This is a genomic window from Aeromonas sp. QDB31 (assembly GCF_027707605.1).
GTDB classification, from domain to species: Bacteria; Pseudomonadota; Gammaproteobacteria; order Enterobacterales; family Aeromonadaceae; genus Aeromonas; species Aeromonas media.
The window spans coordinates 1-25,583 of sequence record NZ_JAPCIX010000033.1 but is presented as its reverse complement, the minus strand read 5'-3'; the positions used below and the strand labels follow the sequence as shown (position 1 = coordinate 25,583).

Genomic DNA, 25,583 nt, shown 5'->3' with positions numbered 1-25,583 from the left:
GGTAAGCAGAGTTTTTGAAATGTAAGGCCTTTGAATAAGACAAAAGGCTGCCTCATCGCTAACTTTGCAACAGTGCCAAATATCGTGCCAGCTGAAGCTCATCCGGTTCACCGGTGAATCTGCCATAGCTTTCAGTCTGCTCAGTGGTCAGAAAGTCAACGGGCATATCGGCCTCCCTGCCTGACGGGCATTTAGTAACATTTTTGCAACCGTCCGAAATGTTATAAATTATCAGACATAGTAAAACGGCTTCGTTTGAGTGTCCATTAAATCGTCATTTTGGCATAATAGACACATCGTGTCTGATATTCGATTTAAGGTACATTTTATGCGAATTTTTGGTTATGCGCGGGTCTCAACCAGCCAGCAGTCCCTCGATATTCAGATCAGAGCGCTCAAAGATGCAGGGGTAAAAGCTAACCGCATCTTTACCGACAAGGCATCCGGCAGTTCAACAGATCGGGAAGGGCTGGATTTGCTGAGGATGAAGGTGGAGGAAGGTGATGTCATTCTGGTGAAGAAGCTCGACCGTCTTGGCCGCGACACCGCCGACATGATCCAACTGATAAAAGAGTTTGATGCTCAGGGTGTCGCGGTTCGGTTTATTGACGACGGGATCAGTACCGACGGTGATATGGGGCAAATGGTGGTCACCATCCTGTCGGCTGTGGCACAAGCTGAACGCCGGAGGATCCTAGAGCGCACGAATGAGGGCCGACAGGAAGCAAAGCTGAAAGGAATCAAATTTGGCCGCAGGCGTACCGTGGACAGGAACGTCGTGCTGACGCTTCATCAGAAGGGCACTGGTGCAACGGAAATTGCTCATCAGCTCAGTATTGCCCGCTCCACGGTTTATAAAATTCTTGAAGACGAAAGGGCCTCGTGATACGCCTATTTTTATAGGTGTCTGGACTCGTGGGATCATGTACCCATGCGTAGCTGGCCGCTCTTCAAGGCCAGACACGTTTTGCGTACACTGTTCCAATCCGACTCTTCACTGGCAACTCGATGACCCAGGCACTGCACAGCCAAGCCCGTACTACCCACCTGATCCGTGAGGAAATCAGGAACTCGACGCTCCCGCAGGCCGAACTGGCCAGGATGTACAACGTCACCCGCCAAACCATCCGAAAGTGGCAAAACCGCGAGTCTCCTGAAGACAAGTCGCATGCGCCGAACAAGATGTACACGACGCTCACGCCCGAGCAGGAGCTCATCGTGGTGGAGCTGCGCAAGACGTTGCTGCTGCCCACGGACGACCTGCTGGCGGTCACGCGCGAGTTCATCAATCCAGCCGTCTCGCGTGCCGGCCTGGGACGTTGCCTGCGCCGCCACGGTGTCTCGGATCTACGTAACCTGGTCGAGCAGGAAGGCACTGCGCCCGCCACGAAAAAGACCTTCAAGGACTACGAGCCGGGCTTTGTGCACATCGACATCAAGTACCTGCCGCAGATGCCCGACGAGACGGCAAGGCGCTATCTCTTCGTTGCCATCGACCGTGCTACGCGCTGGGTCTTCATCGAGCTCTATGCCGACCAGACCGATGGCAGCAGTGGCGACTTCCTCAACAAAGTCCAGCAAGCCTGTCCCGTCAAGATCGTCAAGCTTCTGACCGACAACGGCAGCCAGTTCACCGACCGCTTCACGGCTGGCGGCAAGAAGAAGGAACCCAGCGGCACACACGTGTTCGACCGCCTGTGCAAGCAGCTCGGCATCGAGCACCGGCTCATCCCGCCTCGTCATCCGCAGACCAACGGCATGGTGGAGCGCTTCAACGGTCGTATCAGCGACATCGTCAACCAGACCCGTTTTGGTTCAGCTGCCGAACTGGAATCGACGCTGCGCAATTACGTCAAGATCTACAACCACAGCATTCCGCAACGCGCGCTCCAACACAAAACACCCGTTCAGGCGCTCAAGGAATGGCATGAAAAACGCCCTGAATTGTTCAGGAAACGCGTGTATAACCAGCCGGGTCTTGACATATAGGTTAATGTCATGATAATAATGGTTTCTTAGACGTCAGGTGGCACTTTTCGGGGAAATGTGCGCGGAACCCCTATTTGTTTATTTTTCTAAATACATTCAAATATGTATCCGCTCATGAGACAATAACCCTGATAAATGCTTCAATAATATTGAAAAATGACTTGGTTGAGTACTCACCAGTCACAGAAAAGCATCTTACGGATGGCATGACAGTAAGAGAATTATGCAGTGCTGCCATAACCATGAGTGATAACACTGCGGCCAACTTACTTCTGACAACGATCGGAGGACCGAAGGAGCTAACCGCTTTTTTGCACAACATGGGGGATCATGTAACTCGCCTTGATCGTTGGGAACCGGAGCTGAATGAAGCCATACCAAACGACGAGCGTGACACCACGATGCCTGCAGCAATGGCAACAACGTTGCGCAAACTATTAACTGGCGAACTACTTACTCTAGCTTCCCGGCAACAATTAATAGACTGGATGGAGGCGGATAAAGTTACAGGACCACTTCTGCGCTCGGCCCTTCCGGCTGGCTGGTTTATTGCTGATAAATCTGGAGCCGGTGAGCGTGGGTCTCGCGGTATCATTGCAGCACTGGGGCCAGATGGTAAGCCCTCCCGTATCGTAGTTATCTACACGACGGGGAGTCAGGCAACTATGGATGAACGAAATAGACAGATCGCTGAGATAGGTGCCTCACTGATTAAGCATTGGTAACTGTCAGACCAAGTTTACTCATATATACTTTAGATTGATTTAAAACTTCATTTTTAATTTAAAAGGATCTAGGTGAAGATCCTTTTTGATAATCTCATGACCAAAATCCCTTAACGTGAGTTTTCGTTCCACTGAGCGTCAGACCCCTAATCCCAGCTGTAGCGGCCTGATTACATCCGGCCGCTACACCTAGCTCCACCTTCAAACAAGGAATATCGTTGATGTCACTGTATCGCCGTCTAGTTCTGCTGTCTTGTCTCTCATGGCCGCTGGCTGGCTTTTCTGCCACCGCGCTGACCAACCTCGTCGCGGAACCATTCGCTAAACTCGAACAGGACTTTGGCGGCTCCATCGGTGTGTACGCGATGGATACCGGCTCAGGCGCAACTGTAAGTTACCGCGCTGAGGAGCGCTTCCCACTGTGCAGCTCATTCAAGGGCTTTCTTGCTGCCGCTGTGCTGGCTCGCAGCCAGCAGCAGGCCGGCTTGCTGGACACACCCATCCGTTACGGCAAAAATGCGCTGGTTCCGTGGTCACCCATCTCGGAAAAATATCTGACAACAGGCATGACGGTGGCGGAGCTGTCCGCGGCCGCCGTGCAATACAGTGATAACGCCGCCGCCAATTTGTTGCTGAAGGAGTTGGGCGGCCCGGCCGGGCTGACGGCCTTCATGCGCTCTATCGGCGATACCACGTTCCGTCTGGACCGCTGGGAGCTGGAGCTGAACTCCGCCATCCCAGGCGATGCGCGCGATACCTCATCGCCGCGCGCCGTGACGGAAAGCTTACAAAAACTGACACTGGGCTCTGCACTGGCTGCGCCGCAGCGGCAGCAGTTTGTTGATTGGCTAAAGGGAAACACGACCGGCAACCACCGCATCCGCGCGGCGGTGCCGGCAGACTGGGCAGTCGGAGACAAAACCGGAACCTGCGGAGTGTATGGCACGGCAAATGACTATGCCGTCGTCTGGCCCACTGGGCGCGCACCTATTGTGTTGGCCGTCTACACCCGGGCGCCTAACAAGGATGACAAGCACAGCGAGGCCGTCATCGCCGCTGCGGCTAGACTCGCGCTCGAGGGATTGGGCGTCAACGGGCAGTAAGGCTCTGAAAATCATCTATTGGCCCACCACCGCCGCCCTTGCGGGCGGCATGGATTACCAACCACTGTCACATTTAGGCTAGGAGTCTGCGCGGCAGAGCCGTGTGACCGGTTTTCTGTAGAGCACTGACGATGGCGGCGGCGCTCTCTGCAATTGGCAAGGCGTCGGCGCCAAGGATACCAATCTTGCGGCGCGCGGCGTGTTATGACGACTGGGGTGCATTTGAGCCGCCCCATTTAACCTTCGCCCTCACAGATACGCCATTCGCCTCAGATTTAGCGCCATGCAGACGAGCTTCCACTCGGCTTGCACCTTGTCCAGGCCCCTCATGCTGAACTGACGCAATTGTGGGATGAAAATAAAGTGTCATCCCCGAAAATAGAGTTTCATCCTTGAAAATAAAGTCTCACCCTAACCATGGGGCGCAATGGGCGGCCGCAGTGTGGAGGCGTTCTTTATCTCCTGTGATGACCATTACCTGGCCAAGAACCTGAGTTCGATCCGGGATGAAGTAATGGCCGAGGGGGAGGCGCTGACCAACTATGTCAGGGGCCATATCATCCAGCGTCGAAAGTGGGGTGAGTTTGATAAAGAGCGGGCCCGCGAGTTGTGGGGTGATGCGGAGGGGATTGAGATCACCAATTCATATTGCAGTAATCCAGGGCTGATGACTGCTGTCGTAGGGGATGAGTGGTGGTACGACTTGCCGATGGTCGATAACCCTGATTACACCTACCTGTGCCGCATCATTCAGGCCGTCCGTGATGGTCTGCGCGAGTACACCAAGAGCACCCCGGCCGCAGCGGCCTGAGTTAGAGGAAAAACGGACTCATGAGTAACGAAAATCATCAGCTATTCACCACCGAGCAGATCCGCCAGCGCCTTGAGGAAGGGGGCGAATCTGCCCGCTGGTTGGCTCAGGCTGTTGTCTCCTACTACCGGCCTGCAGCACCAGCCCCTAGCCTGTTTTCCTTCTCTACGAAGCTGGACGAAGAGGCGCAGGGAATGTTTTTTCAAATGCTGTTGATCCGCAGCAAGCCGGATTGGTCTGATGACCAGCTGGCCGCCCTGGTGCGCGAGTGCGAGCAGTACCTCGCCAACTGATAGAGGAAAAAAGCCATGACTAAGGCAAAGCTTACAGAGTTGCAGAAAGGGGTTCTTTATGCTGCGGCTGTGGTGATCGAAGGTTGAGAGAGGATGAAACTCTATTTTCATCAGGATCTGGCCAGAGACCCCATCACCCCGACACAAGGATGATACTTTGCTCGTGAATGTGAACAAGATGCCGCCTAAAAGGCGGCATCTGTCCATCTATAGGGTGAAACTTTATTTTCATCCCACAGCAATCCCATCACCGCCTTGATCCAACCATTCGGAGCCTCCACGATCGACTTGCGCCGGCGGTAAGCTGCATCGCCTTGCTCCGTTTTCAATTTCGCCGCAATCGCCGCCGTATGCGGATGGGTCTTGGCATTGACCTTGGCATCTTCACGTCCCTCGCGGCCGAGGGCAACGATGACATCGCCGTGGTGATCGGCGACCTTTGCCAGAACAGCCTCACTACGGAATCCCGCATCCGCCAGCGTCTGGGCCGGCATTTCTCCGGTGTTGGCCTGAACTGCTGCCAGCATGCCCAGCAGCGCCTGACTGTCCGCGGCGCAGTTGGTCAACTCCGCCGCCACGATGATCTGGTGCTCGGCATCGACCGCTGTGTACCCGTTGTAGCTCTGCTCGGAGCCACCACCGGCGTGTTTCATGATCCGGCTGTCCGGATCGGTGAAGCTTTCCTGATCACGGTCATCCGGCACACCAAACTCGCGTTTGTACGAGCCACCGCCCTTGTCCGAGCCATCCGGATGGCGAGGCCGGCGGCCATCGTCTTCGCTGCGCCCCCGGGCCTGGTCCGCTTCACGCTGGCGCGCTTCCAGGCGCGCCTTTGCCGCCTGGATCGCCTCCAGGCGCTTCTCGCGGCGAGAAATCTCGGCAGGAATGTCCAGCTCCGGCTCGTTACGCTCCTGGTCGTCGGTAGCCTTGGCGCGATCAAGCAGCGCCTTGATCTCGCAATGCAATTCGTCCTCGGCCGGCTTCATGCGCTTATAGCTCATCGCCTTGTGGTCGCCATGTTTGGCGGCTTCGTATTCAGGTTCTTTAGAGAGATCCTTTAGATCGCCGTTCCTCACTACTGCCGGGAAGTCTCCCCAGGGAGCACGTTCGGCCTTATGTTCGGTCATGGTTTCAATCCCGGTCAGCGTCCCATATAGCCCCGAAACCTGCCAGGTGGGCCAAGATAGACCAGGCACCATAAGCAATAGGGCTAGGGTTGGTTTTGCTCACCCAACGCCTGAAGGTTCGGGTTCCCTTTCCGCTGCCTCTCTCACCAGGCAAACCAACGAGATCAGCGACATCAACGCCACTGAGAGGCTTACTAAGCCCTTTTCGTTGCCTAATCAGCTCCAACACCTCTTTGATTTCATCGGCGGTTGGAGCCTGCCAATCTTCAGCGAACGGCCTAAGCGTTTCAGGTCTAATCATGCGATAAATCCTCAAATAGCCCCGGTCAATGCCGGGGCTTTTTTATCAATGGGTAACGGTCGCGGCGGCCTCCCGATACGCCTTCAGTTCAATCAAGAGCAAGCCAAGCTCCCGCATCTTCATGCGCGGCATATGAACGGGGCGGCGGGCCGTCAGAGCGTCGCCAATGTGTTTTGCAAGTGATACAATATCCGTATTCATCGCGTTTATCCTCAAATTGACCGGTGAAAGCCCCTGTGATTGGTTGCAGCCATACCAGGGGCACCATTTCTTTTTCTACCTATGCACCTCCTTTAAGAGCCCCGGCCATCACCGGGGCTTTCTGTTGCTAGTCTATTGCGGCCAAGATGGCCTCTTTTTCGTCATGCTCACAAGCCCAATCCCGCAAGCTGTGATACAGCCTTGAAAACCGCTCCTGGTCAGCGCCTTCTGTGTGAAATGACAGATGGCTATAGAGGTAGAGGCAAGCGGTAATCCCGGCAGCATCGGCGCTCATTTGGCCACTAAAGTAGTTCATGGCCTCGATGTTCAGCATTTCATCACGACGCCCAGGAGCCATATAAAAGCCGCCGTTCGACAGCTCCCACATAAGCCAATAAGCCCCGCGATACTCGCGGCAGAGCCCTTTCATTTGCTGGTAAAGCATCGACTCGAAAACCACATAGAAACGGCCTACATAGCGGGGCATTGCAGCCATACGGCGAGGGGTGGCGACCAGGGAGCAGATCAGGGGATTAAGTTCTGTTTGCATCATCGGAGTTCTCCGGTATTGACCGTGGCGGGTGCCCGGCCTTCTGAGATATATAATAGGCCATTTTGGCCTATTGTGTCAAGCGGGTACAATAAAAAATAGGCCAAATCGGCCTACTTTTTTTCTCTCCAACTGAGCCACATTTTATTCAGCTCCAGGCTGCGGGCTGGCCAATCTGGCAGATTCACCGCATGGGCGCGGTAGTTGATCCGAGTATTCAGAGTGCAACGGGGAAAGGGGTTGGCCACCTTGCAGTAACGATAAAACAGACCGACGAGGCGAGCACCGTAACGATCACGCTCCCAGGTCAAAACGTTGTGCATATGCTCGCGGCGTTCGCGTATCCATTCTCGATAGAGTTGGTGAAAGGTGCGGTTAGCTGTGTGGATCATCGGAGTTCTCCGGTATTGACCGTGGCGGGTGCCCGGTCTTCTTAATTAAGATTATAGGCCAAAATGGCCTACTATGGCAAGAAAAAGCGCGCTCTACGTTAAAAAAATCACGTAGTCGCGGGGGATTGCCGCCAAGATTTCGCATAGCGTCGCCTGATTTCGTACGTACGAAATGGGCCACCTGGTCGAGCTGCTGCCGATGCCTGGTGAGTTGGCCACCTGGTTGATTTCCTTCTGGCGTCCAGATCTGAACTTGGCCACCTGGTCGAGCTGCTGCCGGTGCCTGGTGAGTTGGCCACCTGGTTGATTTCCTTCTGGCGTCCAGATCTGAACTTGGCCACCCGGTCGAGCTGCTGCCGGTGCCTGGTAAGTTGGCCACCTGGTCGAACTGCTGCCGGATCTAAAGGTGGAATATTAAGCAGGTAGTGATAGACTGAGATCCAGCATGGCTATACGCCTGCTAACCCCTCAAAAGAAAGCAGCCTCTAGGGCTGCCATCCGTTACGAAATCTCACTCACTTTGAAATAGCCATCTAAACGGCTTTACACCTGGCCGCCTGAAGGGCAACCGCTGAGGCTTCGCCATTAGTAATAGGGGAGGGACTTGTCTCACTGTTTTGTTGAGGTGAAGGCTTGCCCAGGCGATACCATTTAGCCCGGCTCATGCCCATAGCTTCCCAGGGCTTTTGCCTGCTCAATGAGTTGGCTTCATAGGCTTCACGCTCAAGCTGGCCAGCGGCGCGGCGACGTTCTTCATCACGCAGTCTATCGCGCTCTCTGCGGCGCTTCTGAGCCTCGTCAGTGCTGATAATCGTCTTCAGTTGCTCTTGTTCTTGCTGTGAGATCTGGAATAGGTTGATCAGCGTGTCGTTTTTGGGCGTGTATAGCGGTGCAAACGACTTTCCGCCGAACTCGACACGTTCCCCAGCCTCATAGGATTTCGCCTTGCTGTAGAGCGTCATAAGCTCTTTGGAGCGGTAAGACCAACGAGTATCCAGCTCGGAGGAAAGAGCGGCGGCCTCATGGTACATCTGGGCGCTGTTTGTTGCCCCGGAGAGAAGGAGAAAGTTAAGACGCCAGAAAAGATGCCTCATTCGCTCGCCTTCGTTGATTCCACCTCTGAGCTGGCCCAACTTGCGTAGGTCTTCCAGGGGGAACCGCAGAATTCGGAAAAAATCGTACGCTAAGCTAAGGAAGGTCTGAAAAAGCCCCCGCTCGAGAAATGCATCCCAGCAACCATGCGGGTTACAGAGCGGTGATTTCGCGAAACATGGGCTTTTTCAGAGCTTCCTTAGCGTTACGATAAAGCTAGCATGGAAACGATAGGTGCAAGCAAGTTAAGGGTTGCATCGCGCATGTCAATCTAGGCTATACCTCAACTGGGCGTCAGTCGGCTCACTGGCATCGCGTCAGACTAGGGCCGCTTTCTGCATTATCTGACGCCTAAACGTCAAACTCTATGGCCTCAACCTGACAGGCCGCATGCTTAGCGTACGATTTTGTCCGTTTTCTCTACCGTCCCCATCCAGGGGCTGATCGGTCGCCAGCGCGACCAGAACCGGCTTGAGGTTATCATTCGTGCAGCGGACTCCTGATACTGTTCGTTCAATAGACGACTGCACAACAGCCTTCAAACCGCGTTGTCTGGTGCAGTCGTCTTCTGAAAATGACAAAAACCGCCCCTTGCGGCAACTGTCCAACAAACCACCGTTTGCTGAACACTTGCCGGGTTACGATGAAACACCAACAAATGCCGCTCACTGCCTGCCCTGCCACGCCTTCACGGCCTCGGCCTGCGCCTGTGCCGCATATCCTTCATCGAGACTGCCGAAGGTGTCCGCCGCTACCTCGTCCATTAGGGTCTGCAAGGCCGTGTCGGCACTATCCGCTTGCGCAACAAGTTGGGCCTGTCGGCGGGCTTCCATCGCTGCCTCGGCGGCTTGCAAGTCCTCTCGGTCTTGCAGTTCCTCCACGATGTTTTCGCGCCAAGTCGCATCACTGCCCGCCTCGTTGCATAGCTCGCTGAGACGCTGCGCGGCATCCTCTGAACGAGCAAAAAGCCGCGCACATCGCAGGATGCGGGCGGCTTCTTCCGGGTTGCCTCTGGCTTGGTCGAACAAGAGCATTTCGCCCACGGCGGCGAGGGCTTCAAGCTCAAGCTGCTTGTCGTCGCCGCTCATTTCGCGTGCGCCTTGTGCGCCTCAACGTAGGAGCGCAAAACAGCATTCATGCGCGACTGATAACGCTTGCCGGTGTGCTTGAAGAACTCCAACACTTCGGCATCAATGCGCAGCGTGATTTGCTTCTTGGTGTGGGGCAATTGCTCCGCTGCCTTCATCCAGACAGCATCAGGCAGATAGGGTGCATCGCTATAGTCGATCTGCTCATCCGGCATCGAGGCCACGGCATCCAGTCGCGCCTTCTGCTCGGCGCTCAACTGTGGCGGCTTCTTGAGGTCAAGAGTTCGCTTCACGATATTGCTTTCTTTCGTCGGCATTTGCTTTCCTCGCAGAGATAAGGCGGATGGTTTCCTCGTGTCGGACGGTGTAGACCACATACAGGACAGCCGAGTAGGCAAGCCCAATCGTTGCCCAACGATCTTCCCCGTAGTCCTCGCGTCCGTCGTAGGCTTCAACCCGCCCGGAGTCGTAAAAAACAAGCTCGGCATCCTCGAAGGAAACGCCGTGCTTTTTCAGGTTTCGTGCCGCTTTATCGGCGTCCCATTCAAGTTCCATTGTGTTCTTATTGTAGCGTCTTTTTGTAGTTACATCAAGTCTTATCGACTCATGCCGGGTGAGTTGTCGCGCTCGATCTTCTGCGCCTTGGCCTGCTCCTGCTGGCGTACAGGCTCGCGCCCTTCCAGCTTCTCCCACTGCTGGCGGTACTTCCCAAGCTCGGCGGCTTGCCGGTCGCCTGCGGCGCTGTAGGCATAGCGGGCGGTGCGCTGCGCGTAGTCGTTCCAGTCGCGCCCCTCGTCCTTCTGCCGGGTGGCCGGGGCGCACTGGCGGATAGCGCCCTCGATGGCGGCTTGATCGTGGCCGGTAACGCGCATCCGCACGGCAATCATGGAATCCACGCGGGACAAGTCCACCTCGCCGCCACGCTGCCGCTTGATCACGTCGCGGTAATGCCGCTGGTAAGCGTCGATCGCGCTGCCGCTGGCCGCTGCAAGCTCCAAGGCGGGCTTGGCTTTGCTGCGTTCTGGCTGCTGCGCCTTCAAGGCGGCCTGACGCTGATACTCGGCGTCGATCTGGCTGGACAGGGCCAGCGCCTTGACGCACTCGCGGCGCTCGGCCTTGAGCAAGCGCACTTCGGGATAGCTGCCGTCCTCGCGCTGGTGCTTGGGCTTGCGATTCTCGTAGCCGGGTGCGCGGTGCGGGTGGATGGCTCCCGATAGCTTCGGGTCGCCGTATTCACGGTTCAGGGCATCGCTCAGCCGGTTGCCCACGTCCTTGTCGTGGGCCGTCCCCAGCTTCGGCACGGTGATGATGGCCTGATAGTTGCCGGGGCTTGATTCCAGCACAACGGCGGGCCGGTAGCCGTCACGGATAAGCCGCTCCAGCTTCTCCCGGTTCATGTCGTCGATGAGGATGTGATGCTTCTTGTCCGATAGTGGCGTGTAGTAGAGGTTTTCGCCCCGGCGCTGTAGGCGCAGCATCTCCGGCGTGCGCTGCTCGATCTCCTGCGGCGTGAAGCCCCGCGTGATGCCGTCCTTCTTGTCGAGGATGAAGGTTTGCTTCCTTCCGTCTGCCTGCATCTTGATGGACGTTACCCGGTAGCGCTCCGCGCCTACCGCTTCCGCGTACAGCTCAAACTGCTTTAGCTGCTCCGATTTCATCGCCTGCGCCCTCTCCTGCTGTATCCGCTGCCGCTCCTGCTGGATGCGCTCCTGAAGCTCAGGATTCGTGATCTTGAAACCGTGCTCTGCTGCTAACTTCGCGCACATGGCCTTGTATTCGTCGTTCCCGGTTACGGTGAAGCTGCCCCACTTCTGCGCCGATAGCTGCAAGGCGGCAAGCGTGCTGTCCCGGTTGCGCCAGTCGTGAATATCGATGCTTTTTCCCTTGTCCACGAAAGACACACCCCCGCCCGCCCCCGCTTCTTCCTTCCGGCTGTAATGCACCTGCTGGCCCACGATTTCAGGCTGATAGGCGCGGATGTCTCGCGGCGTCGGCGGCTCGCCGCTCGCGCCCTCGATGCGCTGCGGCTCGCTGGCGCGGTGCCGCCACTGCTCGGCAAGCTCCGGGCTTTTCTGCATCCGCTGCCACTGCTCCAGGTCGGGATAGGGCCGGAACTGCTGCCGGTGCTGCTCGCGCTGCTTCTGGTGCTTCTCTTTCAAGGCTGCTTTCTCTGCGGCCTGCTCGGCGGCAATCACGCTGCGCATGGCGTTGAGCACTTCGCCCTTACCCTTCCAGTTGCCGCGCATGAGTTCATCGCGGCGGGCTTTCTGCTGCTCGGCAATCTGCTTGCGCTCCTGCTCCTGCCGCTTGTCCAGTGCCAGCTTGGCCGCGTTCTTTTCCGCGTAGTGCGCCTTGCGCCCGGTGATGTAATCCTTCCATCCCGGCACGTCTGGCTTGATCGGCTCTGGCTCGCGCTGTGCTACCTGCTGACGCTGCGGCGGCGGCTGGTAAGCTCCGAGTCGCTTTTGTAACTTGGATAGGCTCGCGTCCCGGTCTGCGCTGCTGGCCTTCACGCCAACATCACCGACAAAGAGCGTCGCCCCGCTGCCTGTTTTCTCGTAGCGCATCCCCTTGGCTGCTAACTCGCGGTGCAACTGCTCCCACGTCTGCGCCTTTTTGATGATCGGTGCGCCGTCCTCAATGGCGATGCGTTCGGCGGATTTCTCCCCGGTGCGGTTTTCCATGTCGCGCTTCGGCTGGGCTGGCTGGCGCGGCTTGTCCTTGTCGATGTGCTCCCGGCCTAACTCACCATTCTCCAACACCTGATAACGCCCGTTCTGCTCACGCTGCCAGCCTTGTGCGTTCTCGATTCGTGCTATCGCCTTGTGCGCTGCCTCAATGTCGAAGCCGTTATTGATCTTCACCACCTTGAGCGTTTCAGGATGCACGCGGTTGATGGCAAGGTGCAGGTGCAAGTTGTCCGTGTCGGCGTGCAAACCATAGATGGCTTGATGGTCTTTAACACCTAGCTCATCCATGAAAATGCTTACCGCTTCTTCGACCTGCTCCGGGCTGGGCTGCTCGCCTTCTCGCCAACTCAGGACATAGTGATTGATCGTGTCCTTGCTTCGCACTGCCTCTTGTGACAAGGCAATCATTTCTGCCGTCTGGCTCTGTGGTTCATCGGTGATGAATCCACGCGCCCCGGCATGGATGCACTTCTCCTGCGAGTTCTCACGCTCCGGCTCGCGGATGTAGTCGGTTAGGCGAGAAACGCGAACCGCCTTGCTTGCTGCCTTCTGCGGGTTCTTAACCTTCTTGACGATCACGGCTCAGTTTCCCGATGTAGGCTTTCAGGGCCACAAGTGCCCCGGCTGTGTCCTTGTTGTAAATGCCTCCGCTTTCGTTGTGGATGTGCTTGAGCAATCCACCGATGCGCCGCAGCTCCTTGAGCATCACAGCGTCAGCGTTGGCAATGATCGGCCTGCCGAAGTAGCGGCGGCGGACAAGCTCGGACATGCTCAACCCGGCAAGGTCGGCATCCTCTTTCAAGCGGGCCTTCTCCGCTGCGGTCAGCCGTACATTGATAACGGCGTCCAGCGGTTCCGGCCCCTGCGTTTCAAATGGCATCGTGTCTCCTTCTCGCCGGGGCGGGGGGCGGGGTGTGTCTTGGACAGTAAGAAGCGAGAGCGCCGCACTGTCCGGGGTCAAGGGGATACCCCTTGCAGGATAAGCCAGACCGTGAGAAGCGAAGCGCCGAATGGGCAGGCGTCCGTTGGAACCACGTGGCGAAGCCATGTGTGTTACAACGGTCATCCTGTATTGCTCATCCGCTCTACTATCGTATCAGCAGTTTAGGTGCACGGGACGCACTTTGCAACAAGCACAAATGGCGCTATGCTGTCAACTCCGCAACAAGTAAGCAAAGGAGTTAGCACGATGAAGCATACGACAGAACAGCTAGAGGCTATCGCTGCAAAGCTGCGAGAGATGCCGCCAGTCGAGAAAAAGAAGCAAGAGCACAGCAAGCAAGATGCCGTGCGCATACTCTCGAAGGAAATCGCCTTGTTGCAAAAGCGTGGATACACGCTTGACCAGATTTCCGAGACGCTGCGCGGTGAAGGTCTGAGCATCGCAACTCCAACACTCAAGAGCTACTTGCAGAGAGCAAAGCCAGCGAAAAAAGCTCCGGTGCACGCACCGGGAGACACACCCCGCCCCCGCCCCGCCGTCAAGAAGCCTGCGGATACATCAAAGGCGACATTCACCCCGAAACCTGACAGCGACGACATTTAAGGAGTAAGCAACATGGCGAAAAGCATTTACCTGATCGGTGGCAGCAAGGGCGGCGTTGGCAAGTCGCTTGTCACGATGGCAACGGTTGATTACCTGCAAGAGCGCGGCGAAAGCGTCTTGCTGATTGAGTCTGACACCTCTAACCCGGACGTATGGAAAGCCTATAAAGAAAGCACGGAAACGGAGCTTATCAATCTGGATGAGGCGGACGGATGGATTCAGCTAGTGAACTTGTGCGATAGCAAGCCGGATAGCGTCGTGGTAATCAACACGGCAGCACGGAATAACAAGGGCGTGAGCGCCTACGGTGAAACACTGAATAGCACGCTTGAAGAACTCAAGCGGAAGCTGGTCACGCTGTGGGTGATTAACCGCCAACGGGATAGCCTCGAACTGCTCAAGGAATACATGGACGCAATTCCGAATGCGGATGTTCATGTGGTACGCAATGGACACTTCGGGGAAGAAAATAAGTTCGAGCTTTACAACGGCTCCAAGCTGCGCACGGCGGTAGAGGAACGCGGCGGGAAATCGGTGACATTCCCGGACATGGCCGACCGTGTGAGCGATGACATTTACAGCAAGCGCATGAGCATTGCGGTAGCACTCAAGGAATTGCCCATTGGCAACCGTGCGGAGCTTACGCGGTGGCGCAACGAGGCCAAAAAGGTATTGGAGGCCGTAGTCCATGAGTGACCTAGACGACAGCTTTGCAAAGCTGCTCGGCAGGCAACCTAGTGACGCGGAGCGGCAAAGTCTTTACCGGGTTCGGGATGCACTCGGCCTGAAAAACAATGATGCGCTGTGGCTGGTGCTCATGGCCTTGCAACACTACCAAGGCCAGTATGAGAAGTTCCCGCAAGCGATAGCACAAGCAGCCAAAGATACCTTGGTCAATTTCAAGGTAACGGCGGATGCAACCGTGAAAGCATCAGCGGAAGCAGCCAAGGCGGATTTGGCGCAAGCGGTAGCAGCAGCAGCGCAAGAGGTCGCGCACAACACATCAGCAAAGCAGATGTGGCAGTGGGCGGCGGGCTGCATCGCCGTGGCCTTCCTGTGCGTCGGCCTGTTCGGCTGGTACATGCACAGCAGCGGCAAGGATTCGGGCTATCAGGCCGGATACGGCGCCGGATACGGCGCGGGATACACCGAAGCCAAGGACGAGAAAGCGGCGGCGGCATGGGCCAACACGCCAGAGGGGCGCTTGGCCTACCGCTTCGCTCAAACGGGAAGCCTCGCCAGCTTGGCGAAGTGCGATAGGCCGGGGTGGTACGTCGAAAAAGGCGTGTGCTACGTCAAGCCCGCATCGGATGGCACCTACGGATGGAGGTTGCCATGAGAATCAAGATCAAAGGAGAAATCACGGCAGAACGCCTAGCGGAAGCACTGCACGCAGCAGCAGAAAAATACGAAGCTGTGAGGCCGGGGCACAAGGTCTATGGGGCCAATCTTTACCTCACGGCATTCGATGCGGATGGTCTGCCTTTCGATCTGGTAGACCATCGCGGCGAACCGCTTTCGATCACCATCGAGGCCAAGTCTGGCGAACTGGTAAAACCAGCACTCACAGCAGAGGGTGAAGCACGCCGACAGAAAGCCAAAGAGGAAGCACGAAGGCAAGCTGAAGAAGCGGAAGCTGAAGCACAGCGCAGACACAGGCAAACCTTAGACGAATACGAACAGGAGCGGCAAAAACGACGGAAAAAGGAAGCCGAAGCAAGAAAGCAATTTGAGGACGCGAACGCAATCACTGCCGAACTCTTGAAAACCATGCCGGAACGCTTCATCGACGAACTGAACAAAACCGTGCAAGGCGTTTGGGACGACCTCAAGCCAACCGAAACGCAAGGCAAGAAGAAGGGCCAGCCGAAAGCACTACCAGTCTTTTCCGTCCATGCGGACGGCCTGTTGCTCTCCGTCGAGACATGGAAGAACCCACGCCGGGTGCTCAATCCGCTTTGCACACTTCAGCACGGAAAAATAGCCCCATTCTGGATGCACGAAGCGTGGTTAGAAGCCATGTGTGGGATGCGAATAAAGATTCATCCGTACAAATAAAGTCTCATTCTTTGAAATAGAGTTTCATCCTAAAACAGAGGGCAAAGCCTCCTGCGGGACGGTGGCCACTTTCGGCCCTGCCGGTCGCCGTCCGTTCGTGCGGCGCTGCAAGTATCGCAGCACACCCAGCGTCATGCGGGCGTCGGCAAGGGCGCGGTGTGCGCCGTCTTCTGCCACGCCGCAGTCGGTCGCAGCCTCGATCAGCTTCAACCATCGCCAGCGGTCGCGGCTCCGGTCGTACTCTCCATGCCACTCGGCATACATCAGCATCGCGCAAGCGGTCGTCAACACTGGCGCGGTGATTCCGTGTATCTGATAGGTCTGCCGCAGCAAGCGCGCATCAAAAGCGACGTTGTAGGCAACGACGGTTCGGCCAGCAACGGCGGCGGCGTACTGCTCGGCCACCTCGGGCCAGCTCGGCGCACTGGCCACCATGGCGTCGGTGATTTTGTGAATCGCTGTCGCCTCGACCGGGATTGGCCGGGTCGGGCGTACCAGCGTGTCGAGGATCGGTGCGCCGGTCACGTCGAGTATGGTTATCTCGCAAATCTCGGCGTCATCACCGAGGCCGGTGGTTTCGGTGTCGAGCACAATGCAGCCTGCGGCGATCAGGTCTTTTGCCTGCGCTGCGACGTGCTGGCGACGGACTTGGGCACGCCCAGGCATCCAGCGCCACGGCACGCACTCGGCTGGGTTGTACACATCATAAGCCCCCTGACCTTGCCAGACACTGCCAGCGGGCTTGGTGTTTAGTCCCGGCATGAGGCGGAGGCGTTCCTTGAGGTGCTTACGGCATAGAAGCCCCTTGGCCTCTGCTTCGGTCGGGGTGAGGTGTTTTCGGGTTTTGGGCATACGCCCCCCTTGTTGGTGTCTCAGTCCCGGCGGTAGTGGGCGACGATTCAGACGCTCGAAAGTATGAGACTTTATTTTCACGATTCAGGCCGCGCCCAATGCCACGCGATCCTTTCAGAATGACACTTTACCCGCCTGCCAAGCCTGAGTCTTTCAAAACAGTCCTGAAAATTGGCGTAGCTTAGGATGGGACTTTATTTGCATCCCACAGCTTCGCTGTCTGCGGCCTCTCTCGCCCACCATGCAGGCCGGGCGGCTGCGGATGACAGCGCCCCCACGGCCCACAATGCAAGCTCCTGATCGCCCAGGTTCGCAGCCTGCACGATCACCGCCCCAAGCTGCCGCAACTCATCGGACAGCGCCTGAAATTCTGCGGCGCTTGGCATCACTCGCCCCCCTTCCCTTTCGGTGCCTTCGTGGCCTTCTCGGCGGCCTCGGCTTTGTCCTGCTGCCGTTGCAGCGCCTCAAGCTGCCCGGTAAGTCGTGCGGCCTGCTCGCGGGCCTCTGCTGCCACCTTGCGAGCCTCGTCACGCTCGGCCTGCGTCTGCCGGGTTTCCTGCGCTGCTGCGGCGCGGGCGGTGTCGTGGGCCTGTGCAGCCTTGGCGGCCTGCTGCTCGATCTGCTCGGCGCGGGCCTCTGCGCGGCTCACACGGTCGGCGCACGCCTCCAGCTTGGCGGCCAGCACGGCGGCCTGTTGTTCGGTGGCGGTGCGGCCCTGCTGTGCCTCGGCCAGTGCGGCGCGTAGGCGCTCAAGCTCGGCGGCCTGCTCGCTCACGCGCTCGGCCTGCGCCTCGATCTTGTGCCGGGCGGTTGCCACCTCCAGCCGGGCAGACTCTGCCGCCTGCTGCTCGCGCTCGATGCGCTGCTGCGCCTCGGCCAAGTCGGCGGCCTGCTGGGCGGCTTTGCCTGCCAGCGTGTCGCGCTCAGTGGTCAGCACGGCCACCTGCTCGGCCAGCTCGTCGCGTTCGCCTTCCAGCACCTCGCCAGCGGCGGCCAGTTCGGCGGCCTCCGCCTGCGCCTGCACCAGACGGCCCTCGATCTCGCCGCGTGCCCGCGATGCGGCCCGCTCGATCTCGGCGGCAATGGCAGCGGTCAGCGCCTGCGGCAGTTCCGGCGCAGCGGCTGCGGCCACCGGGCGGGCCTCGCGCCACGCGGTCAAGTGCTTGTGAATAGTGTTCGGGCTGCCGGTGTCGCCCAGCTTCTCCCGCACCGCCCGGATGGTCGGCTGCTGACCCTCGCCTGCCAGCGCATCAGCGACGGCGGCGACCTGCTCAAAAGTGATGCCCTGACGTGCCATGATCGTTGCTCCTTTCGTACCATATCAGCGTAAATCGTACCAATACAGATATGATACGCAATACAGATACGATATGCGAGCGGTTTTCGTAACGTACCGCTGCCCGGTCGGCTGCTCGTTTTTGGTGAAACACCGTGCTGACGCCTCGCCTTCGGCTCGTTGTCGGCCAGAAACGGGCCTACAGCGCGTTTTGAGAGGGTAAGAAAGGGGGCAGGACGAAGGGCGAAGACCGCTACCCTGCCCCCAGAGCCTCACGGCGGCGAGTGGCCTCCGGCGGCCCTGCCGGGGGCATCTTGCAAACACGATCAAGGCGACAGCCGTTTGACCGCATCCACAAATGACAATCTGAACAGGTGCATGGTCAGGTCGATGGCACCGCCGCCCTGCTCTTTCCGCGTGTCGTACCACTTCGGCCCGGTCGCCAGTAGCTCAACACCGCCGCCACCAATGGACACATTCAGCCGCACCGTAGCTTTGTCCTTGGGGTTTGGGGAGCAATGGAACCAAAAACCAACGTAAGCTCTGAATCCCACCGTAAAGGGGCTTTCCGATCTCCAGCTCACCCGCCAGGCATTACTCTCTGATCAGTGCCTCGATGATCGGGCAGATCGTTCCGCCGTCTCCCGCATCACATTGCTGCACCAGTTCGCCTAACAGTTGCTGCATGACGACCAAGTCGGCCATCTTCTGCTCGATCAACGCGAGCTTGCGTGCAGCCCGTGCTCGCGTTTCGGCACAGGCGCACGACTCATCCAGCGTCAGCAGTCCACCGACTTCCGAGAGCGTGAAACCCAGCGCCTGAGCCCGCTTGATGAAACGCAGTCGCTTCACCATGTCCACCGGATAGCGCCGATGGCCACCCAAGGGTTTGGCTGGTTCATCCAGCAGCCCGCGTCGCTGGTAGTAGCGGATCGTCTCGACGTTCACCCCGGCGGCGTCTGCCAGCTTGCCAATGGTCAGCTCTGTGGCCATCACTTTCTCCTTGATTCCGTACTTTGGTACGGAGTTTAGAATAGCACCTAGGCAATCAGGCTCAGGAGATGGGAATGGGGATGCAACTCACCGGGAAAGGCTCGCTGGTCGCGAGTTCGCTGACCGCCATCGGTGCGTCGGTGTGCTGTGTCGGGCCACTGGTGCTGTTGGCACTCGGTGTCGGCGGTACGTGGGTGGGCGCTCTGACCATGATGGGGTCGCTTCAGAATTCGGAAATTAAAGCACGTTAAGAGATCCGATACCCAGCAACTGCGCGGCTTTGCGCAAGCTGCCAACCCCTAGAAACAGCATTTTCGTGGTTCTCGAAACTCGGCTGTTTCAGCCGTGCAATATGAGAGTGGTTTTCGAGAAAGCAACATGCCATACCAGCACTAGCGCGGATCTGATTCTCATTGAAGCCTCTCAAAAACGATCGTTTGCGAGAAGCTAGACCATGCCAGCGGCTTACCGTACGATTTTTTCCGTTTTCTGAGGTGACCCCATGATGGAGCCACTACGCCCCCTCTTCATCGGGTTGACTCTACTGTTCCTGGGATTGGCATTCCGCAAGCTCTACCTGGTGCCACAGGTTTGTACGCCAGGTACACCCTGCGCCGATCCGCGCACGCTCGTGCGACAGCGACTCGTGTTCTGGATCGTCAGCGTGCTGCTGCTCGGCCTATTGGCCGTGCCGTGGCTCGCCCCGCTGTTCTACTGAAGGAGATTAACCATGCGCAAACTGCTGATCGCCGTGCTTTTCGCCTTGCCCTTCGTGGCGCTGGCGGCTCCCCCGAAAACCGTCACGCTCGACGTGCAGAACATGACGTGCGGACTCTGTCCGATCACGGTCAAGAAGTCGCTGGAGAAGGTGTCCGGCGTGAGTGACGTCCAGGTCAATTTCGACCAGAAGACGGCGACCGTCACCTACGATCCCGATAAGGCCCAGCCCGAGGCACTGACTGAGGCGACCGCGAACGCGGGATACCCCTCCACAGTGCAGAAGTGAGGTCACGATGAGCGCCATTGTCCTTGAGTCCGTGCTGACTTGCCCGCGCTGCGGCTTCGCCAAGCCGGAAACCATGCCCACGGACGCCTGCCAGTTCTATTACGAGTGCAGCAACTGCAAGGCGCTGCTGCGCCCCAACCCAGGGGATTGCTGCGTTTTCTGTTCGTTCGGCTCGGTGAAGTGCCCGCCGATCCAGCAGCAGCTTGGGTGTTGCTCATAGCGTTTAGGGGGATCACAGGTCGTCGTCTGGATTACGCAGTGGCCGCAGCTCGCCGCGCGCAACTTCTTCCGGTACCGCAAAGGAATACCGCCCGAGCATGTTGATGTGCTCGTAGATCAGCGGCGATAGCCGGGCCAAATCCTCTTCCAGCACTGGATAGCCGTGCTGCTTGAGCCGTTCCACGGCCGCCGTCATGTAGAGGGTGTTCCACAGCACGATGATGTTCACCACCAGGCCCAGAGCACCGAGCTGGTCTTCCTGGCCTTCGCGGTAGCGCTGGCGGAGCTCGCCGCGTTTGCCGTGGAACACGGCGCGGGCCAGGCTGTGCCGGCCTTCGCCTCGGTTCAACTGGGTCAGGGTGGCGCGGCGCTTGGACTCGTCGTCGATATAGGTCAACGTGTGCAGAGTCTTTTCGATCCGCCCGAATTCGGCCAGCGCCTGGGCCAGCCGGGTGGGTCTATCTCCCGTTTGCAGCGTGCGCATGATGCCAGTCGCCGGCACCCGGCCGAGTTTGAGCGAGCCGGCCAGGCGCAGCAGGTCGTCCCAGTGCTCGGCGATCAGGTCGAGTTTGACCGACTGGCGGGCCAGCCCGTTGAGCTTGCCGTAGTCCGCGTCCGGGCGCGTGCGCCAGAAGCGGGTACCGCCGACATCGGCCAGCCGCGGACTGAAGTGGTAGCCAAGTAGGCGGAAGAGCCCGAACACCACATCGCTGTAGGCCCCGGTGTCGGTCATGATTTGCGTCGGCTGCAACTCGGTCTGCTGTTCCAGCACGACCGCCAGCAACACCAGGCTGTCGCGCAGCGTGCCGGGCACGGTGATGGCGTTGAGGCCGGAGAATTGGTCGGAAATCAGGTTGTACCAGGTGACACCCCGGCCGGTGCCGAAATACTTCGGATTGGGGCCGGCATGCACGGTGCGCACCGGTACGACGAAGCGCATGCCATCGGCGGAGGCGACCTCGCCGCCACCCCAGACTTGGGCCAGTTCCAGTTGGCTTTGCGCTCCGACCAGGATGGCGTTAGCCGCTGACAGGGTGTCGTCGCGGATATAATTCTGGCTGACCCAGGACAGCCGGTCACGGCGCAGCGCCGGGTTGTCGGTGCGGATCAAGGGCTCCAGGCCGGTGTTGCAGGCCCCGCCCAACAGCACCGCGCAGAGGCTGGTGACCAGGTTGTCGGCGCGTGCATTGCGTTCGGAGACATGGGTGAAGGCCTCGGAAAAGCCAGTGCGGGCGGCGATTTCCAAGAGGATTTCCGGCAGATCGACACGCGGCATCAGGTCAGACACGGCCGCCCGCAGTTGCAGCAACGAGCAGGGCTCGTCCAGCTTGTCCAGCGCCCCGAGCGACAGTTCGGTCTTGCCCTCGGTGTTCTCGCTCAGTTGAATCGCCGGGTTGTCGGGCAGGCGCGCGGCTACTGCCAGCCAGGTTGCATCCAGCTCGACGGACAAGGCGTCCAGGGTGGTTTTGGCGTCGATGGTCAGGCCCAGTGACCGGCAGATGATCGGTCGCGCCGCCAGCCATTCGGCACCGTCGAGCAGGCCAAGACGCGGGTCGGCATAGCGCCAACTGGGCGAGACGAAGACATCGTGGCGGCGCAGGGCCGTGCGCAGCGCATCGAGCGTGCAGAACACATAGGCACCCATGTCGAGGGAGCCATCTTCGCGGGTGATGTGCTTCTGCCAAGCCTTGGCCACGATCTCCTGCGGCGCGTCATCCTCTGGCTTCCGGCGCGGCAGGTTCAGTTGCAGCCACTCCAGACTAGCCGCCACGCCCTTGCCGGCCGGGCTGAAGCCGAAGCGGATGTGCTTGAGCAGGTCGGGCAGGAAGCGGCGCACGCTGCGGTAGCGCGCTTCCAATGCAAGAAAATAGACGTCATCTACCGGGCGGATCAGCGCGTTGACCTCTTCCAGGGCCTTTTCCAGGGTGGTCCTCGGCAGGTCGTTGAACAGCCGGGCGCGCACGTTGTCATCGCTGATCGAGCTGTCCAGCACGACCTTGCACGCGGCGGCGAGCGTCGCGGCCGACCGATCCAGGTCTTTCAGGCTGCGCATGCGGGCTTTCTTGTCGGCCTTCTCCGCGTTGCTGAACAGGTCGCGCAGCAAGGCCTCCAGGACTTCCAGTGCGTCGTCGTGCGCAGTCGCCTCCAGGCAGAGTGCGAAGGCCACCAGTGTCGCCATCCGCCGCGACGCCGGCAGCCGATTAATCGCGGTGACCTTGGCCGTGTTGGCGAAGCGGGCCAGGGCGGCGATACGGCTGGGAGGGATGTGCGCCGCCGCCGGCAAGGTGATGCCGATGCCGCGCACGTCATCGAGCCGGCGCAGTGCCCGAATCAACGCGGGGCCACTGACCATGACCGGGCCGGAGCGCAATTGATCCAGCCGGGAGCTGCGGTTGCCTTCGGCCACCGTCAGCAAGTCTTGCAGTTGCAATCGCTGTTCCTCAGTCACGCTGCGGCCCAGCGTAAACCAGAGGCGTTCTTCGACCCGACTGCGCAACTGGGCGATAAAGCGCTCTAGTTGAGACACACCAGGCAGGAGGACTTTCTGTGTGAACAGCCACGAGGTGGCTCGCTCAAACAGCACTCCCGGCCGGTCGGTGCCCGTCCAGCAGAGGGCATACAGCCAGCGGCTCAAGCGAAAGCCGATGCCCGGATCGGTGAAATGACGATAGCCAAAGCGGTTCTGAATATCGGTGGCATGTATCCAGCGGCGATGATCGCTATAGCGCTGGAGGCAGTCGGGGTCTGGAATCGCCAGTTGTCGGCAAAGCACCTGCAGGACTTCCACCGGCACGGCGGCGGGCTTGTCCGGCAGAACGCCAACGAAGCGGACGGTGGTCAGCAGAACGGCATAACCCAGACGGTTATGGTTACCCCGCAGCACCTGGATGGCTTCACGGTCTTCATCGCTCAGGTGGAAGTAACGTTCCAGCTCTTCACGGCTGGGCGAATCAACATAGCGGCCAAAACCGTCGCGTTGCTCTTGAGTCAGAAAACCGACCGGCATTGATCACAGCACCTCGACGCAGAACACGGCGGGCGTGACGATCCGCGTGCGTTCGATGTGCCCGCGTTGCAGCAGGCCGGCGCGGCGATCACCGGTTACCAGGTAGTCCGCATCGCCCGCCAAGGCCATGGCCAGCAAAAACGAGTCATCCGGATCATCGGCTTCGACCTCGATGGTCAGGCGCTCCAGTACCACAGCCCGTTGCAGGTTATTGATCATGGCGCCCACCTTGGCGGGCTGTAGGATGGCCTGAAGCTTGGGATAGCGGCTGGCTCGACGAATTTCATCGAGTTGCATCCGCGAGGTCACCACCTCGAAACGCGCCGCCCGCCAGGCACGGTAGATCGCATCGGGCGCGCCATGTGGCGAGATCAGGGCGCTGAACAGGATGTTGGTATCCAACACGACCCGCATCAGCGCTTACGTGCCCAGTCGAGCGCTTCGTCAACCGCGTTGGTCAATTCTGCCTCACTCAGATGGGCGTTAGCGGCCTTGGCCTGCTCAGCGCTCAGCTCCAGGATGTGTGCCCGTACCGCTTCTTCGATGAAGCGCGACAGGTCGCCCTTACGGCCGCCGCCCTGGCTGGCCAGAAACATCCGAAGCGACTGGTCGGTGTCGGCCGAGACGGCGACATTCCAGCGAATGGTATTCATAGCGTTCTCCGCTAATAGGTGTTTGTGTGTTTATACGCCAATCACAAAGGGCGATGCAATGGTTCGACAAAACGAAGGTTTTGCCGAACTCTATCGAGGAATGGCTCGGTTCGTTAAGCTCCCCGCGCTACGGTTCAAATAACTGGTACGCTTAATCAAAGTTCAACTATTACTAACGTAGTCGAGTAAACAGTACTTTTGATGAAGATCGGTTATGCGCGAGTGAGCACTCGGGATCAGAAAGCCGACCTACAAGTCGATGCCCTGAAACAGGCCGGGTGCGAACGCATCTACCAAGACATCGCCAGCGGCGCGAAAAGCGCCCGGCCGGAGTTGGACAAACTGCTGGCCAACGTGCGGCCGGGTGATGCCGTGGTGATCTGGAAGCTGGATCGCCTTGGGCGTTCCCTCAAGCACCTGGTCGAGTTGGTCGGCGAGCTGGCAGAGCGCAAGGTCGGCTTACAGAGCCTGAATGACCCCATCGACACCACCCACGCCCAAGGCCGCCTGGTGTTCAACCTGTTCGCCTCGCTGGCGGAGTTCGAGCGCGAGCTGATCCGCGAGCGGACTCAGGCGGGTCTGTCGGCCGCACGGGCGCGTGGCCGGATCGGTGGCCGTCCCAAGGGCCTGCCAGCCAAGGCTGAGGCCACCGCCATGGCGGCCGAAACCCTCTACCGCGAAGGTCGCCTGAGCGTCAGCGCGATCGGCGAGAAGCTGCACATCTCCAAGAGCACGCTGTACAGCTACCTGCGCCACCGTGGTGTCGAGATCGGCGCGTACCAGAAGAGCGCCAGGTCACGCGACCAGCAGCCTTCGGCCGCGTCGCCGGCAGAGCCGCCCGCCGCCGAGCGGGTGGCCACCGTCACCCTGCGCCTCGCGGTGGTGAATAACAGCAAGTTCGTGCGCGGCCGGAAGCGGGCCACGGAGAACATTGAGCGCTACTGCCTGGAGCCCTATGGCATGAAGCGGCTGGATGCCGGCCACTATGAGTTGACCATTCCGTATCGGAGCGACGATGAGCTGGACAAGAGCGTGCATGACCTGCTGACCGAGATCAGCCAGGAGGCCGACATGCGCAACTGTTTTGTCGAGATGGGCGCCTGGGAAGAAGACACCGAAAAGCGTTGGTAGGGCTTACGTTGGTTTTTGGTTCCATTGCTCCCCAAACCCCTCCTTCACCGGCACAAAGCCAGGTTCACGTTTCCAGTACAGGCCCAGCCGGTCTAGCGTTTCCTGCACCGTCATTGCCCGCAACGAATCCAGCAGCGCGGGCGGAAAGGATCGACGGGCGCGACTCATGACAGCCACCCGATGAACTGGACGAGGGGGCCGCGCCGTTCAGGCGCTACTCAAAGGCAGGCGCTACTCAAAGGCAGGCGCTACTCAAAGGCAGGCGCTACTCAAAGGCAGGCGCTACTCAAAGGCAGGCGCTACTCAAAGGCAGGCGCTACTCAAAGGCAGGCGCTACTCAAAGGCAGGCGCTACTCAAAGGCAGGCGCTACGCGCCGGGCGTAGGCTTCGCCATTAGTAATACGGGCACTGTTGCAAATAGTCGGTGGTGATAAACTTATCATCCCCTTTTGCTGATGGAGCTGCACATGAACCCATTCA

The 25,583-nt window shown here is 58.8% G+C and carries 32 protein-coding genes and 2 pseudogenes; 15 read left to right on the top strand and 19 right to left on the bottom strand.

Going from position 1 to position 25,583, the window contains the following annotated elements; genetic code table 11:
• Window positions 1-328 precede the first annotated feature (328 nt).
• The 4 genes from PG898_RS19980 to PG898_RS19965 all read left to right on the top strand — a co-directional run bounded on the left by PG898_RS19980 (window position 329) and on the right by PG898_RS19965 (window position 3,817).
• Window positions 329-886: a recombinase family protein gene (locus PG898_RS19980; protein ID WP_001217881.1), complete on the top strand. Its 558-nt coding sequence runs from the start codon at window positions 329-331 to the stop codon at window positions 884-886.
• A 122-nt stretch (window positions 887-1,008) separates the two neighbouring features.
• Window positions 1,009-1,989, top strand: coding sequence for an IS481-like element ISKpn27 family transposase (locus PG898_RS19975; RefSeq protein WP_013213985.1), 981 nt, complete (start codon window positions 1,009-1,011; stop codon window positions 1,987-1,989).
• A gap of 74 nt (window positions 1,990-2,063) precedes the next feature.
• Complete coding sequence (bla, locus tag PG898_RS19970) at window positions 2,064-2,714, top strand: class A beta-lactamase (protein WP_045286946.1); 651 nt, start codon at window positions 2,064-2,066, stop codon at window positions 2,712-2,714.
• A 221-nt stretch (window positions 2,715-2,935) separates the two neighbouring features.
• On the top strand, window positions 2,936-3,817 hold the full coding sequence (locus tag PG898_RS19965; protein ID WP_004199234.1) for a carbapenem-hydrolyzing class A beta-lactamase KPC-2: 882 nt from the start codon (window positions 2,936-2,938) through the stop codon (window positions 3,815-3,817).
• 249 nt (window positions 3,818-4,066) lie between these two features.
• Here PG898_RS19965 and PG898_RS19960 read toward each other — a convergent pair.
• Window positions 4,067-4,159, bottom strand: a pseudogene (locus PG898_RS19960) (transposase); the annotation flags it as partial.
• An 85-nt stretch (window positions 4,160-4,244) separates the two neighbouring features.
• Here PG898_RS19960 and PG898_RS19955 point away from each other — a divergent pair.
• Window positions 4,245-4,628 carry a hypothetical protein gene (locus PG898_RS19955; protein ID WP_139743097.1) on the top strand — a complete coding sequence of 128 codons (384 nt, stop codon included), beginning with the start codon at window positions 4,245-4,247 and terminating at the stop codon, window positions 4,626-4,628.
• Between the two features lie 20 nt (window positions 4,629-4,648).
• Window positions 4,649-4,921, top strand: coding sequence for a hypothetical protein (locus PG898_RS19950; RefSeq protein ID WP_139743096.1), 273 nt, complete (start codon window positions 4,649-4,651; stop codon window positions 4,919-4,921).
• Window positions 4,922-5,160: 239 nt separating this feature from the next.
• Here the strand turns inward: PG898_RS19950 and PG898_RS19945 are convergent.
• The 10 genes and pseudogenes from PG898_RS19945 to PG898_RS19895 form a co-directional block, all read right to left on the bottom strand.
• Window positions 5,161-5,931 (bottom strand): annotated as a pseudogene (locus tag PG898_RS19945) (IS1182-like element ISKpn6 family transposase); the annotation flags it as partial.
• A 463-nt stretch (window positions 5,932-6,394) separates the two neighbouring features.
• Window positions 6,395-6,550: a hypothetical protein gene (locus PG898_RS19935; RefSeq protein WP_013213988.1), complete on the bottom strand. Its 156-nt coding sequence runs from the start codon at window positions 6,548-6,550 to the stop codon at window positions 6,395-6,397.
• A 127-nt stretch (window positions 6,551-6,677) separates the two neighbouring features.
• Window positions 6,678-7,103, bottom strand: coding sequence for an antirestriction protein (locus tag PG898_RS19930; protein ID WP_013213989.1), 426 nt, complete (start codon window positions 7,101-7,103; stop codon window positions 6,678-6,680).
• Between the two features lie 110 nt (window positions 7,104-7,213).
• Window positions 7,214-7,492, bottom strand: coding sequence for a hypothetical protein (locus tag PG898_RS19925; protein ID WP_013213990.1), 279 nt, complete (start codon window positions 7,490-7,492; stop codon window positions 7,214-7,216).
• A 533-nt stretch (window positions 7,493-8,025) separates the two neighbouring features.
• Complete coding sequence (locus PG898_RS19920) at window positions 8,026-8,586, bottom strand: replication protein (RefSeq protein WP_014343471.1); 561 nt, start codon at window positions 8,584-8,586, stop codon at window positions 8,026-8,028.
• 663 nt (window positions 8,587-9,249) lie between these two features.
• The gene (locus tag PG898_RS19915) at window positions 9,250-9,672 is read right to left on the bottom strand and encodes an antitoxin MazE-like protein (protein WP_015060223.1); all 423 of its coding nucleotides are present in this window, start codon (window positions 9,670-9,672) and stop codon (window positions 9,250-9,252) included.
• Window positions 9,669-9,989: a BrnA antitoxin family protein gene (locus PG898_RS19910; protein WP_045286807.1), complete on the bottom strand. Its 321-nt coding sequence runs from the start codon at window positions 9,987-9,989 to the stop codon at window positions 9,669-9,671. Before PG898_RS19910 ends, PG898_RS19915 begins: the two co-directional genes overlap by 4 nt.
• A complete protein-coding gene (locus tag PG898_RS19905; protein WP_015060221.1) occupies window positions 9,949-10,227 on the bottom strand; it encodes a BrnT family toxin in 279 nt (92 codons plus the stop codon). Before PG898_RS19905 ends, PG898_RS19910 begins: the two co-directional genes overlap by 41 nt.
• Window positions 10,228-10,268: 41 nt before the next feature.
• Window positions 10,269-12,941, bottom strand: coding sequence for a TraI/MobA(P) family conjugative relaxase (traI, locus tag PG898_RS19900; protein ID WP_033996285.1), 2,673 nt, complete (start codon window positions 12,939-12,941; stop codon window positions 10,269-10,271).
• Window positions 12,922-13,242 (bottom strand): plasmid mobilization protein, encoded by a 321-nt coding sequence (locus tag PG898_RS19895; protein ID WP_021029055.1) that lies wholly within the window; start codon window positions 13,240-13,242, stop codon window positions 12,922-12,924. Before PG898_RS19895 ends, traI begins: the two co-directional genes overlap by 20 nt.
• A gap of 309 nt (window positions 13,243-13,551) precedes the next feature.
• On the opposite strand from PG898_RS19895, the gene PG898_RS19890 reads away from it, so the two are divergent.
• Genes PG898_RS19890 through PG898_RS19875 form a run of 4 tightly spaced genes read left to right on the top strand, consistent with a single transcriptional unit; the run spans window position 13,552 to window position 15,966 of the window.
• Window positions 13,552-13,908 carry a hypothetical protein gene (locus tag PG898_RS19890; RefSeq protein WP_058656681.1) on the top strand — a complete coding sequence of 119 codons (357 nt, stop codon included), beginning with the start codon at window positions 13,552-13,554 and terminating at the stop codon, window positions 13,906-13,908.
• 12 nt (window positions 13,909-13,920) lie between these two features.
• Window positions 13,921-14,604, top strand: a complete 684-nt coding sequence (locus tag PG898_RS19885) for a nucleotide-binding protein (RefSeq protein ID WP_015060218.1) — start codon at window positions 13,921-13,923, stop codon at window positions 14,602-14,604.
• Window positions 14,597-15,247 carry a DUF6753 family protein gene (locus PG898_RS19880; RefSeq protein ID WP_015060217.1) on the top strand — a complete coding sequence of 217 codons (651 nt, stop codon included), beginning with the start codon at window positions 14,597-14,599 and terminating at the stop codon, window positions 15,245-15,247. The genes PG898_RS19885 and PG898_RS19880 overlap by 8 nt, the downstream gene beginning before the upstream one ends.
• Window positions 15,244-15,966, top strand: coding sequence for a hypothetical protein (locus PG898_RS19875; RefSeq protein ID WP_015060216.1), 723 nt, complete (start codon window positions 15,244-15,246; stop codon window positions 15,964-15,966). Before PG898_RS19880 ends, PG898_RS19875 begins: the two co-directional genes overlap by 4 nt.
• A 24-nt stretch (window positions 15,967-15,990) precedes the next feature.
• On the opposite strand, the gene PG898_RS19870 is transcribed toward PG898_RS19875, so the two are convergent.
• The 4 genes from PG898_RS19870 to merR all read right to left on the bottom strand — a co-directional run bounded on the left by PG898_RS19870 (window position 15,991) and on the right by merR (window position 19,087).
• On the bottom strand, window positions 15,991-16,818 hold the full coding sequence (locus tag PG898_RS19870; protein WP_011270172.1) for a 3'-5' exonuclease: 828 nt from the start codon (window positions 16,816-16,818) through the stop codon (window positions 15,991-15,993).
• Between the two features lie 385 nt (window positions 16,819-17,203).
• Window positions 17,204-18,115: a DNA-binding protein gene (locus PG898_RS19865; RefSeq protein ID WP_033996289.1), complete on the bottom strand. Its 912-nt coding sequence runs from the start codon at window positions 18,113-18,115 to the stop codon at window positions 17,204-17,206.
• Window positions 18,116-18,420: 305 nt separating this feature from the next.
• Window positions 18,421-18,582, bottom strand: coding sequence for a hypothetical protein (locus tag PG898_RS19860; RefSeq protein WP_198046902.1), 162 nt, complete (start codon window positions 18,580-18,582; stop codon window positions 18,421-18,423).
• 106 nt (window positions 18,583-18,688) lie between these two features.
• Window positions 18,689-19,087, bottom strand: a complete 399-nt coding sequence (gene merR, locus PG898_RS19855; protein ID WP_003089120.1) for an Hg(II)-responsive transcriptional regulator — start codon at window positions 19,085-19,087, stop codon at window positions 18,689-18,691.
• 74 nt (window positions 19,088-19,161) lie between these two features.
• Between merR and PG898_RS19850 the strand changes: the two genes are divergently transcribed.
• From PG898_RS19850 to PG898_RS19835, 4 genes are all read left to right on the top strand, one after another.
• Window positions 19,162-19,338: a mercuric transporter MerT family protein gene (locus PG898_RS19850; protein ID WP_224873767.1), complete on the top strand. Its 177-nt coding sequence runs from the start codon at window positions 19,162-19,164 to the stop codon at window positions 19,336-19,338.
• Between the two features lie 251 nt (window positions 19,339-19,589).
• Window positions 19,590-19,805, top strand: coding sequence for a mercuric transporter MerT family protein (locus PG898_RS19845; RefSeq protein WP_225865360.1), 216 nt, complete (start codon window positions 19,590-19,592; stop codon window positions 19,803-19,805).
• 12 nt (window positions 19,806-19,817) lie between these two features.
• A complete protein-coding gene (merP, locus tag PG898_RS19840) occupies window positions 19,818-20,093 on the top strand; it encodes a mercury resistance system periplasmic binding protein MerP (RefSeq protein ID WP_003150552.1) in 276 nt (91 codons plus the stop codon).
• A gap of 7 nt (window positions 20,094-20,100) precedes the next feature.
• Window positions 20,101-20,313, top strand: a complete 213-nt coding sequence (locus tag PG898_RS19835; RefSeq protein WP_003089113.1) for a GDCCVxC domain-containing (seleno)protein — start codon at window positions 20,101-20,103, stop codon at window positions 20,311-20,313.
• Window positions 20,314-20,325: 12 nt separating this feature from the next.
• Here the strand turns inward: PG898_RS19835 and PG898_RS19830 are convergent, their stop codons facing one another.
• From PG898_RS19830 to PG898_RS19820, 3 genes are read right to left on the bottom strand one after another with little or no spacing between them, the layout of a single operon-like run.
• On the bottom strand, window positions 20,326-23,319 hold the full coding sequence (locus tag PG898_RS19830; RefSeq protein ID WP_033995769.1) for a Tn3 family transposase: 2,994 nt from the start codon (window positions 23,317-23,319) through the stop codon (window positions 20,326-20,328).
• Window positions 23,320-23,322: 3 nt separating this feature from the next.
• A complete protein-coding gene (locus PG898_RS19825) occupies window positions 23,323-23,733 on the bottom strand; it encodes a putative toxin-antitoxin system toxin component, PIN family (RefSeq protein WP_003150546.1) in 411 nt (136 codons plus the stop codon).
• Window positions 23,733-23,972: a ribbon-helix-helix domain-containing protein gene (locus PG898_RS19820; RefSeq protein ID WP_003089107.1), complete on the bottom strand. Its 240-nt coding sequence runs from the start codon at window positions 23,970-23,972 to the stop codon at window positions 23,733-23,735. Before PG898_RS19820 ends, PG898_RS19825 begins: the two co-directional genes overlap by 1 nt.
• 201 nt (window positions 23,973-24,173) lie before the next feature.
• On the opposite strand from PG898_RS19820, the gene PG898_RS19815 reads away from it, so the two are divergent.
• Window positions 24,174-25,103: a recombinase family protein gene (locus tag PG898_RS19815; protein ID WP_003150544.1), complete on the top strand. Its 930-nt coding sequence runs from the start codon at window positions 24,174-24,176 to the stop codon at window positions 25,101-25,103.
• Between the two features lie 3 nt (window positions 25,104-25,106).
• On the opposite strand, the gene PG898_RS19810 is transcribed toward PG898_RS19815, so the two are convergent.
• A complete protein-coding gene (locus tag PG898_RS19810) occupies window positions 25,107-25,271 on the bottom strand; it encodes a hypothetical protein (RefSeq protein ID WP_153302083.1) in 165 nt (54 codons plus the stop codon).
• Between the last annotated feature and the right edge of the window lie 312 nt (window positions 25,272-25,583).

What these genes read in the sequence shown, in the direction of transcription:
- PG898_RS19845 (WP_225865360.1), top strand. Translation starts at nt 19,590, where the DNA reads ATGATGGAGCCACTACGCCCCCTCTTCATCGGGTTGACTCTACTGTTC.
- PG898_RS19865 (WP_033996289.1), bottom strand. Translation starts at nt 18,115, where the DNA reads ATGGCACGTCAGGGCATCACTTTTGAGCAGGTCGCCGCCGTCGCTGAT.
- PG898_RS19915 (WP_015060223.1), bottom strand. Translation starts at nt 9,672, where the DNA reads ATGAGCGGCGACGACAAGCAGCTTGAGCTTGAAGCCCTCGCCGCCGTG.
- PG898_RS19965 (WP_004199234.1), top strand. Translation starts at nt 2,936, where the DNA reads ATGTCACTGTATCGCCGTCTAGTTCTGCTGTCTTGTCTCTCATGGCCG.
- PG898_RS19905 (WP_015060221.1), bottom strand. Translation starts at nt 10,227, where the DNA reads ATGGAACTTGAATGGGACGCCGATAAAGCGGCACGAAACCTGAAAAAG.
- PG898_RS19815 (WP_003150544.1), top strand. Translation starts at nt 24,174, where the DNA reads ATGAAGATCGGTTATGCGCGAGTGAGCACTCGGGATCAGAAAGCCGAC.
- PG898_RS19810 (WP_153302083.1), bottom strand. Translation starts at nt 25,271, where the DNA reads ATGAGTCGCGCCCGTCGATCCTTTCCGCCCGCGCTGCTGGATTCGTTG.
- PG898_RS19980 (WP_001217881.1), top strand. Translation starts at nt 329, where the DNA reads ATGCGAATTTTTGGTTATGCGCGGGTCTCAACCAGCCAGCAGTCCCTC.
- merP (WP_003150552.1), top strand. Translation starts at nt 19,818, where the DNA reads ATGCGCAAACTGCTGATCGCCGTGCTTTTCGCCTTGCCCTTCGTGGCG.
- PG898_RS19895 (WP_021029055.1), bottom strand. Translation starts at nt 13,242, where the DNA reads ATGCCATTTGAAACGCAGGGGCCGGAACCGCTGGACGCCGTTATCAAT.
- PG898_RS19935 (WP_013213988.1), bottom strand. Translation starts at nt 6,550, where the DNA reads ATGAATACGGATATTGTATCACTTGCAAAACACATTGGCGACGCTCTG.
- PG898_RS19880 (WP_015060217.1), top strand. Translation starts at nt 14,597, where the DNA reads ATGAGTGACCTAGACGACAGCTTTGCAAAGCTGCTCGGCAGGCAACCT.
- PG898_RS19910 (WP_045286807.1), bottom strand. Translation starts at nt 9,989, where the DNA reads ATGCCGACGAAAGAAAGCAATATCGTGAAGCGAACTCTTGACCTCAAG.
- PG898_RS19830 (WP_033995769.1), bottom strand. Translation starts at nt 23,319, where the DNA reads ATGCCGGTCGGTTTTCTGACTCAAGAGCAACGCGACGGTTTTGGCCGC.
- PG898_RS19890 (WP_058656681.1), top strand. Translation starts at nt 13,552, where the DNA reads ATGAAGCATACGACAGAACAGCTAGAGGCTATCGCTGCAAAGCTGCGA.
- PG898_RS19885 (WP_015060218.1), top strand. Translation starts at nt 13,921, where the DNA reads ATGGCGAAAAGCATTTACCTGATCGGTGGCAGCAAGGGCGGCGTTGGC.
- merR (WP_003089120.1), bottom strand. Translation starts at nt 19,087, where the DNA reads ATGGCCACAGAGCTGACCATTGGCAAGCTGGCAGACGCCGCCGGGGTG.
- PG898_RS19920 (WP_014343471.1), bottom strand. Translation starts at nt 8,586, where the DNA reads ATGAGGCATCTTTTCTGGCGTCTTAACTTTCTCCTTCTCTCCGGGGCA.
- PG898_RS19930 (WP_013213989.1), bottom strand. Translation starts at nt 7,103, where the DNA reads ATGATGCAAACAGAACTTAATCCCCTGATCTGCTCCCTGGTCGCCACC.
- PG898_RS19950 (WP_139743096.1), top strand. Translation starts at nt 4,649, where the DNA reads ATGAGTAACGAAAATCATCAGCTATTCACCACCGAGCAGATCCGCCAG.
- PG898_RS19975 (WP_013213985.1), top strand. Translation starts at nt 1,009, where the DNA reads ATGACCCAGGCACTGCACAGCCAAGCCCGTACTACCCACCTGATCCGT.
- PG898_RS19820 (WP_003089107.1), bottom strand. Translation starts at nt 23,972, where the DNA reads ATGAATACCATTCGCTGGAATGTCGCCGTCTCGGCCGACACCGACCAG.
- PG898_RS19870 (WP_011270172.1), bottom strand. Translation starts at nt 16,818, where the DNA reads ATGCCCAAAACCCGAAAACACCTCACCCCGACCGAAGCAGAGGCCAAG.
- PG898_RS19925 (WP_013213990.1), bottom strand. Translation starts at nt 7,492, where the DNA reads ATGATCCACACAGCTAACCGCACCTTTCACCAACTCTATCGAGAATGG.
- PG898_RS19955 (WP_139743097.1), top strand. Translation starts at nt 4,245, where the DNA reads ATGGGCGGCCGCAGTGTGGAGGCGTTCTTTATCTCCTGTGATGACCAT.
- PG898_RS19850 (WP_224873767.1), top strand. Translation starts at nt 19,162, where the DNA reads ATGGGGATGCAACTCACCGGGAAAGGCTCGCTGGTCGCGAGTTCGCTG.
- PG898_RS19875 (WP_015060216.1), top strand. Translation starts at nt 15,244, where the DNA reads ATGAGAATCAAGATCAAAGGAGAAATCACGGCAGAACGCCTAGCGGAA.
- PG898_RS19835 (WP_003089113.1), top strand. Translation starts at nt 20,101, where the DNA reads ATGAGCGCCATTGTCCTTGAGTCCGTGCTGACTTGCCCGCGCTGCGGC.
- PG898_RS19825 (WP_003150546.1), bottom strand. Translation starts at nt 23,733, where the DNA reads ATGCGGGTCGTGTTGGATACCAACATCCTGTTCAGCGCCCTGATCTCG.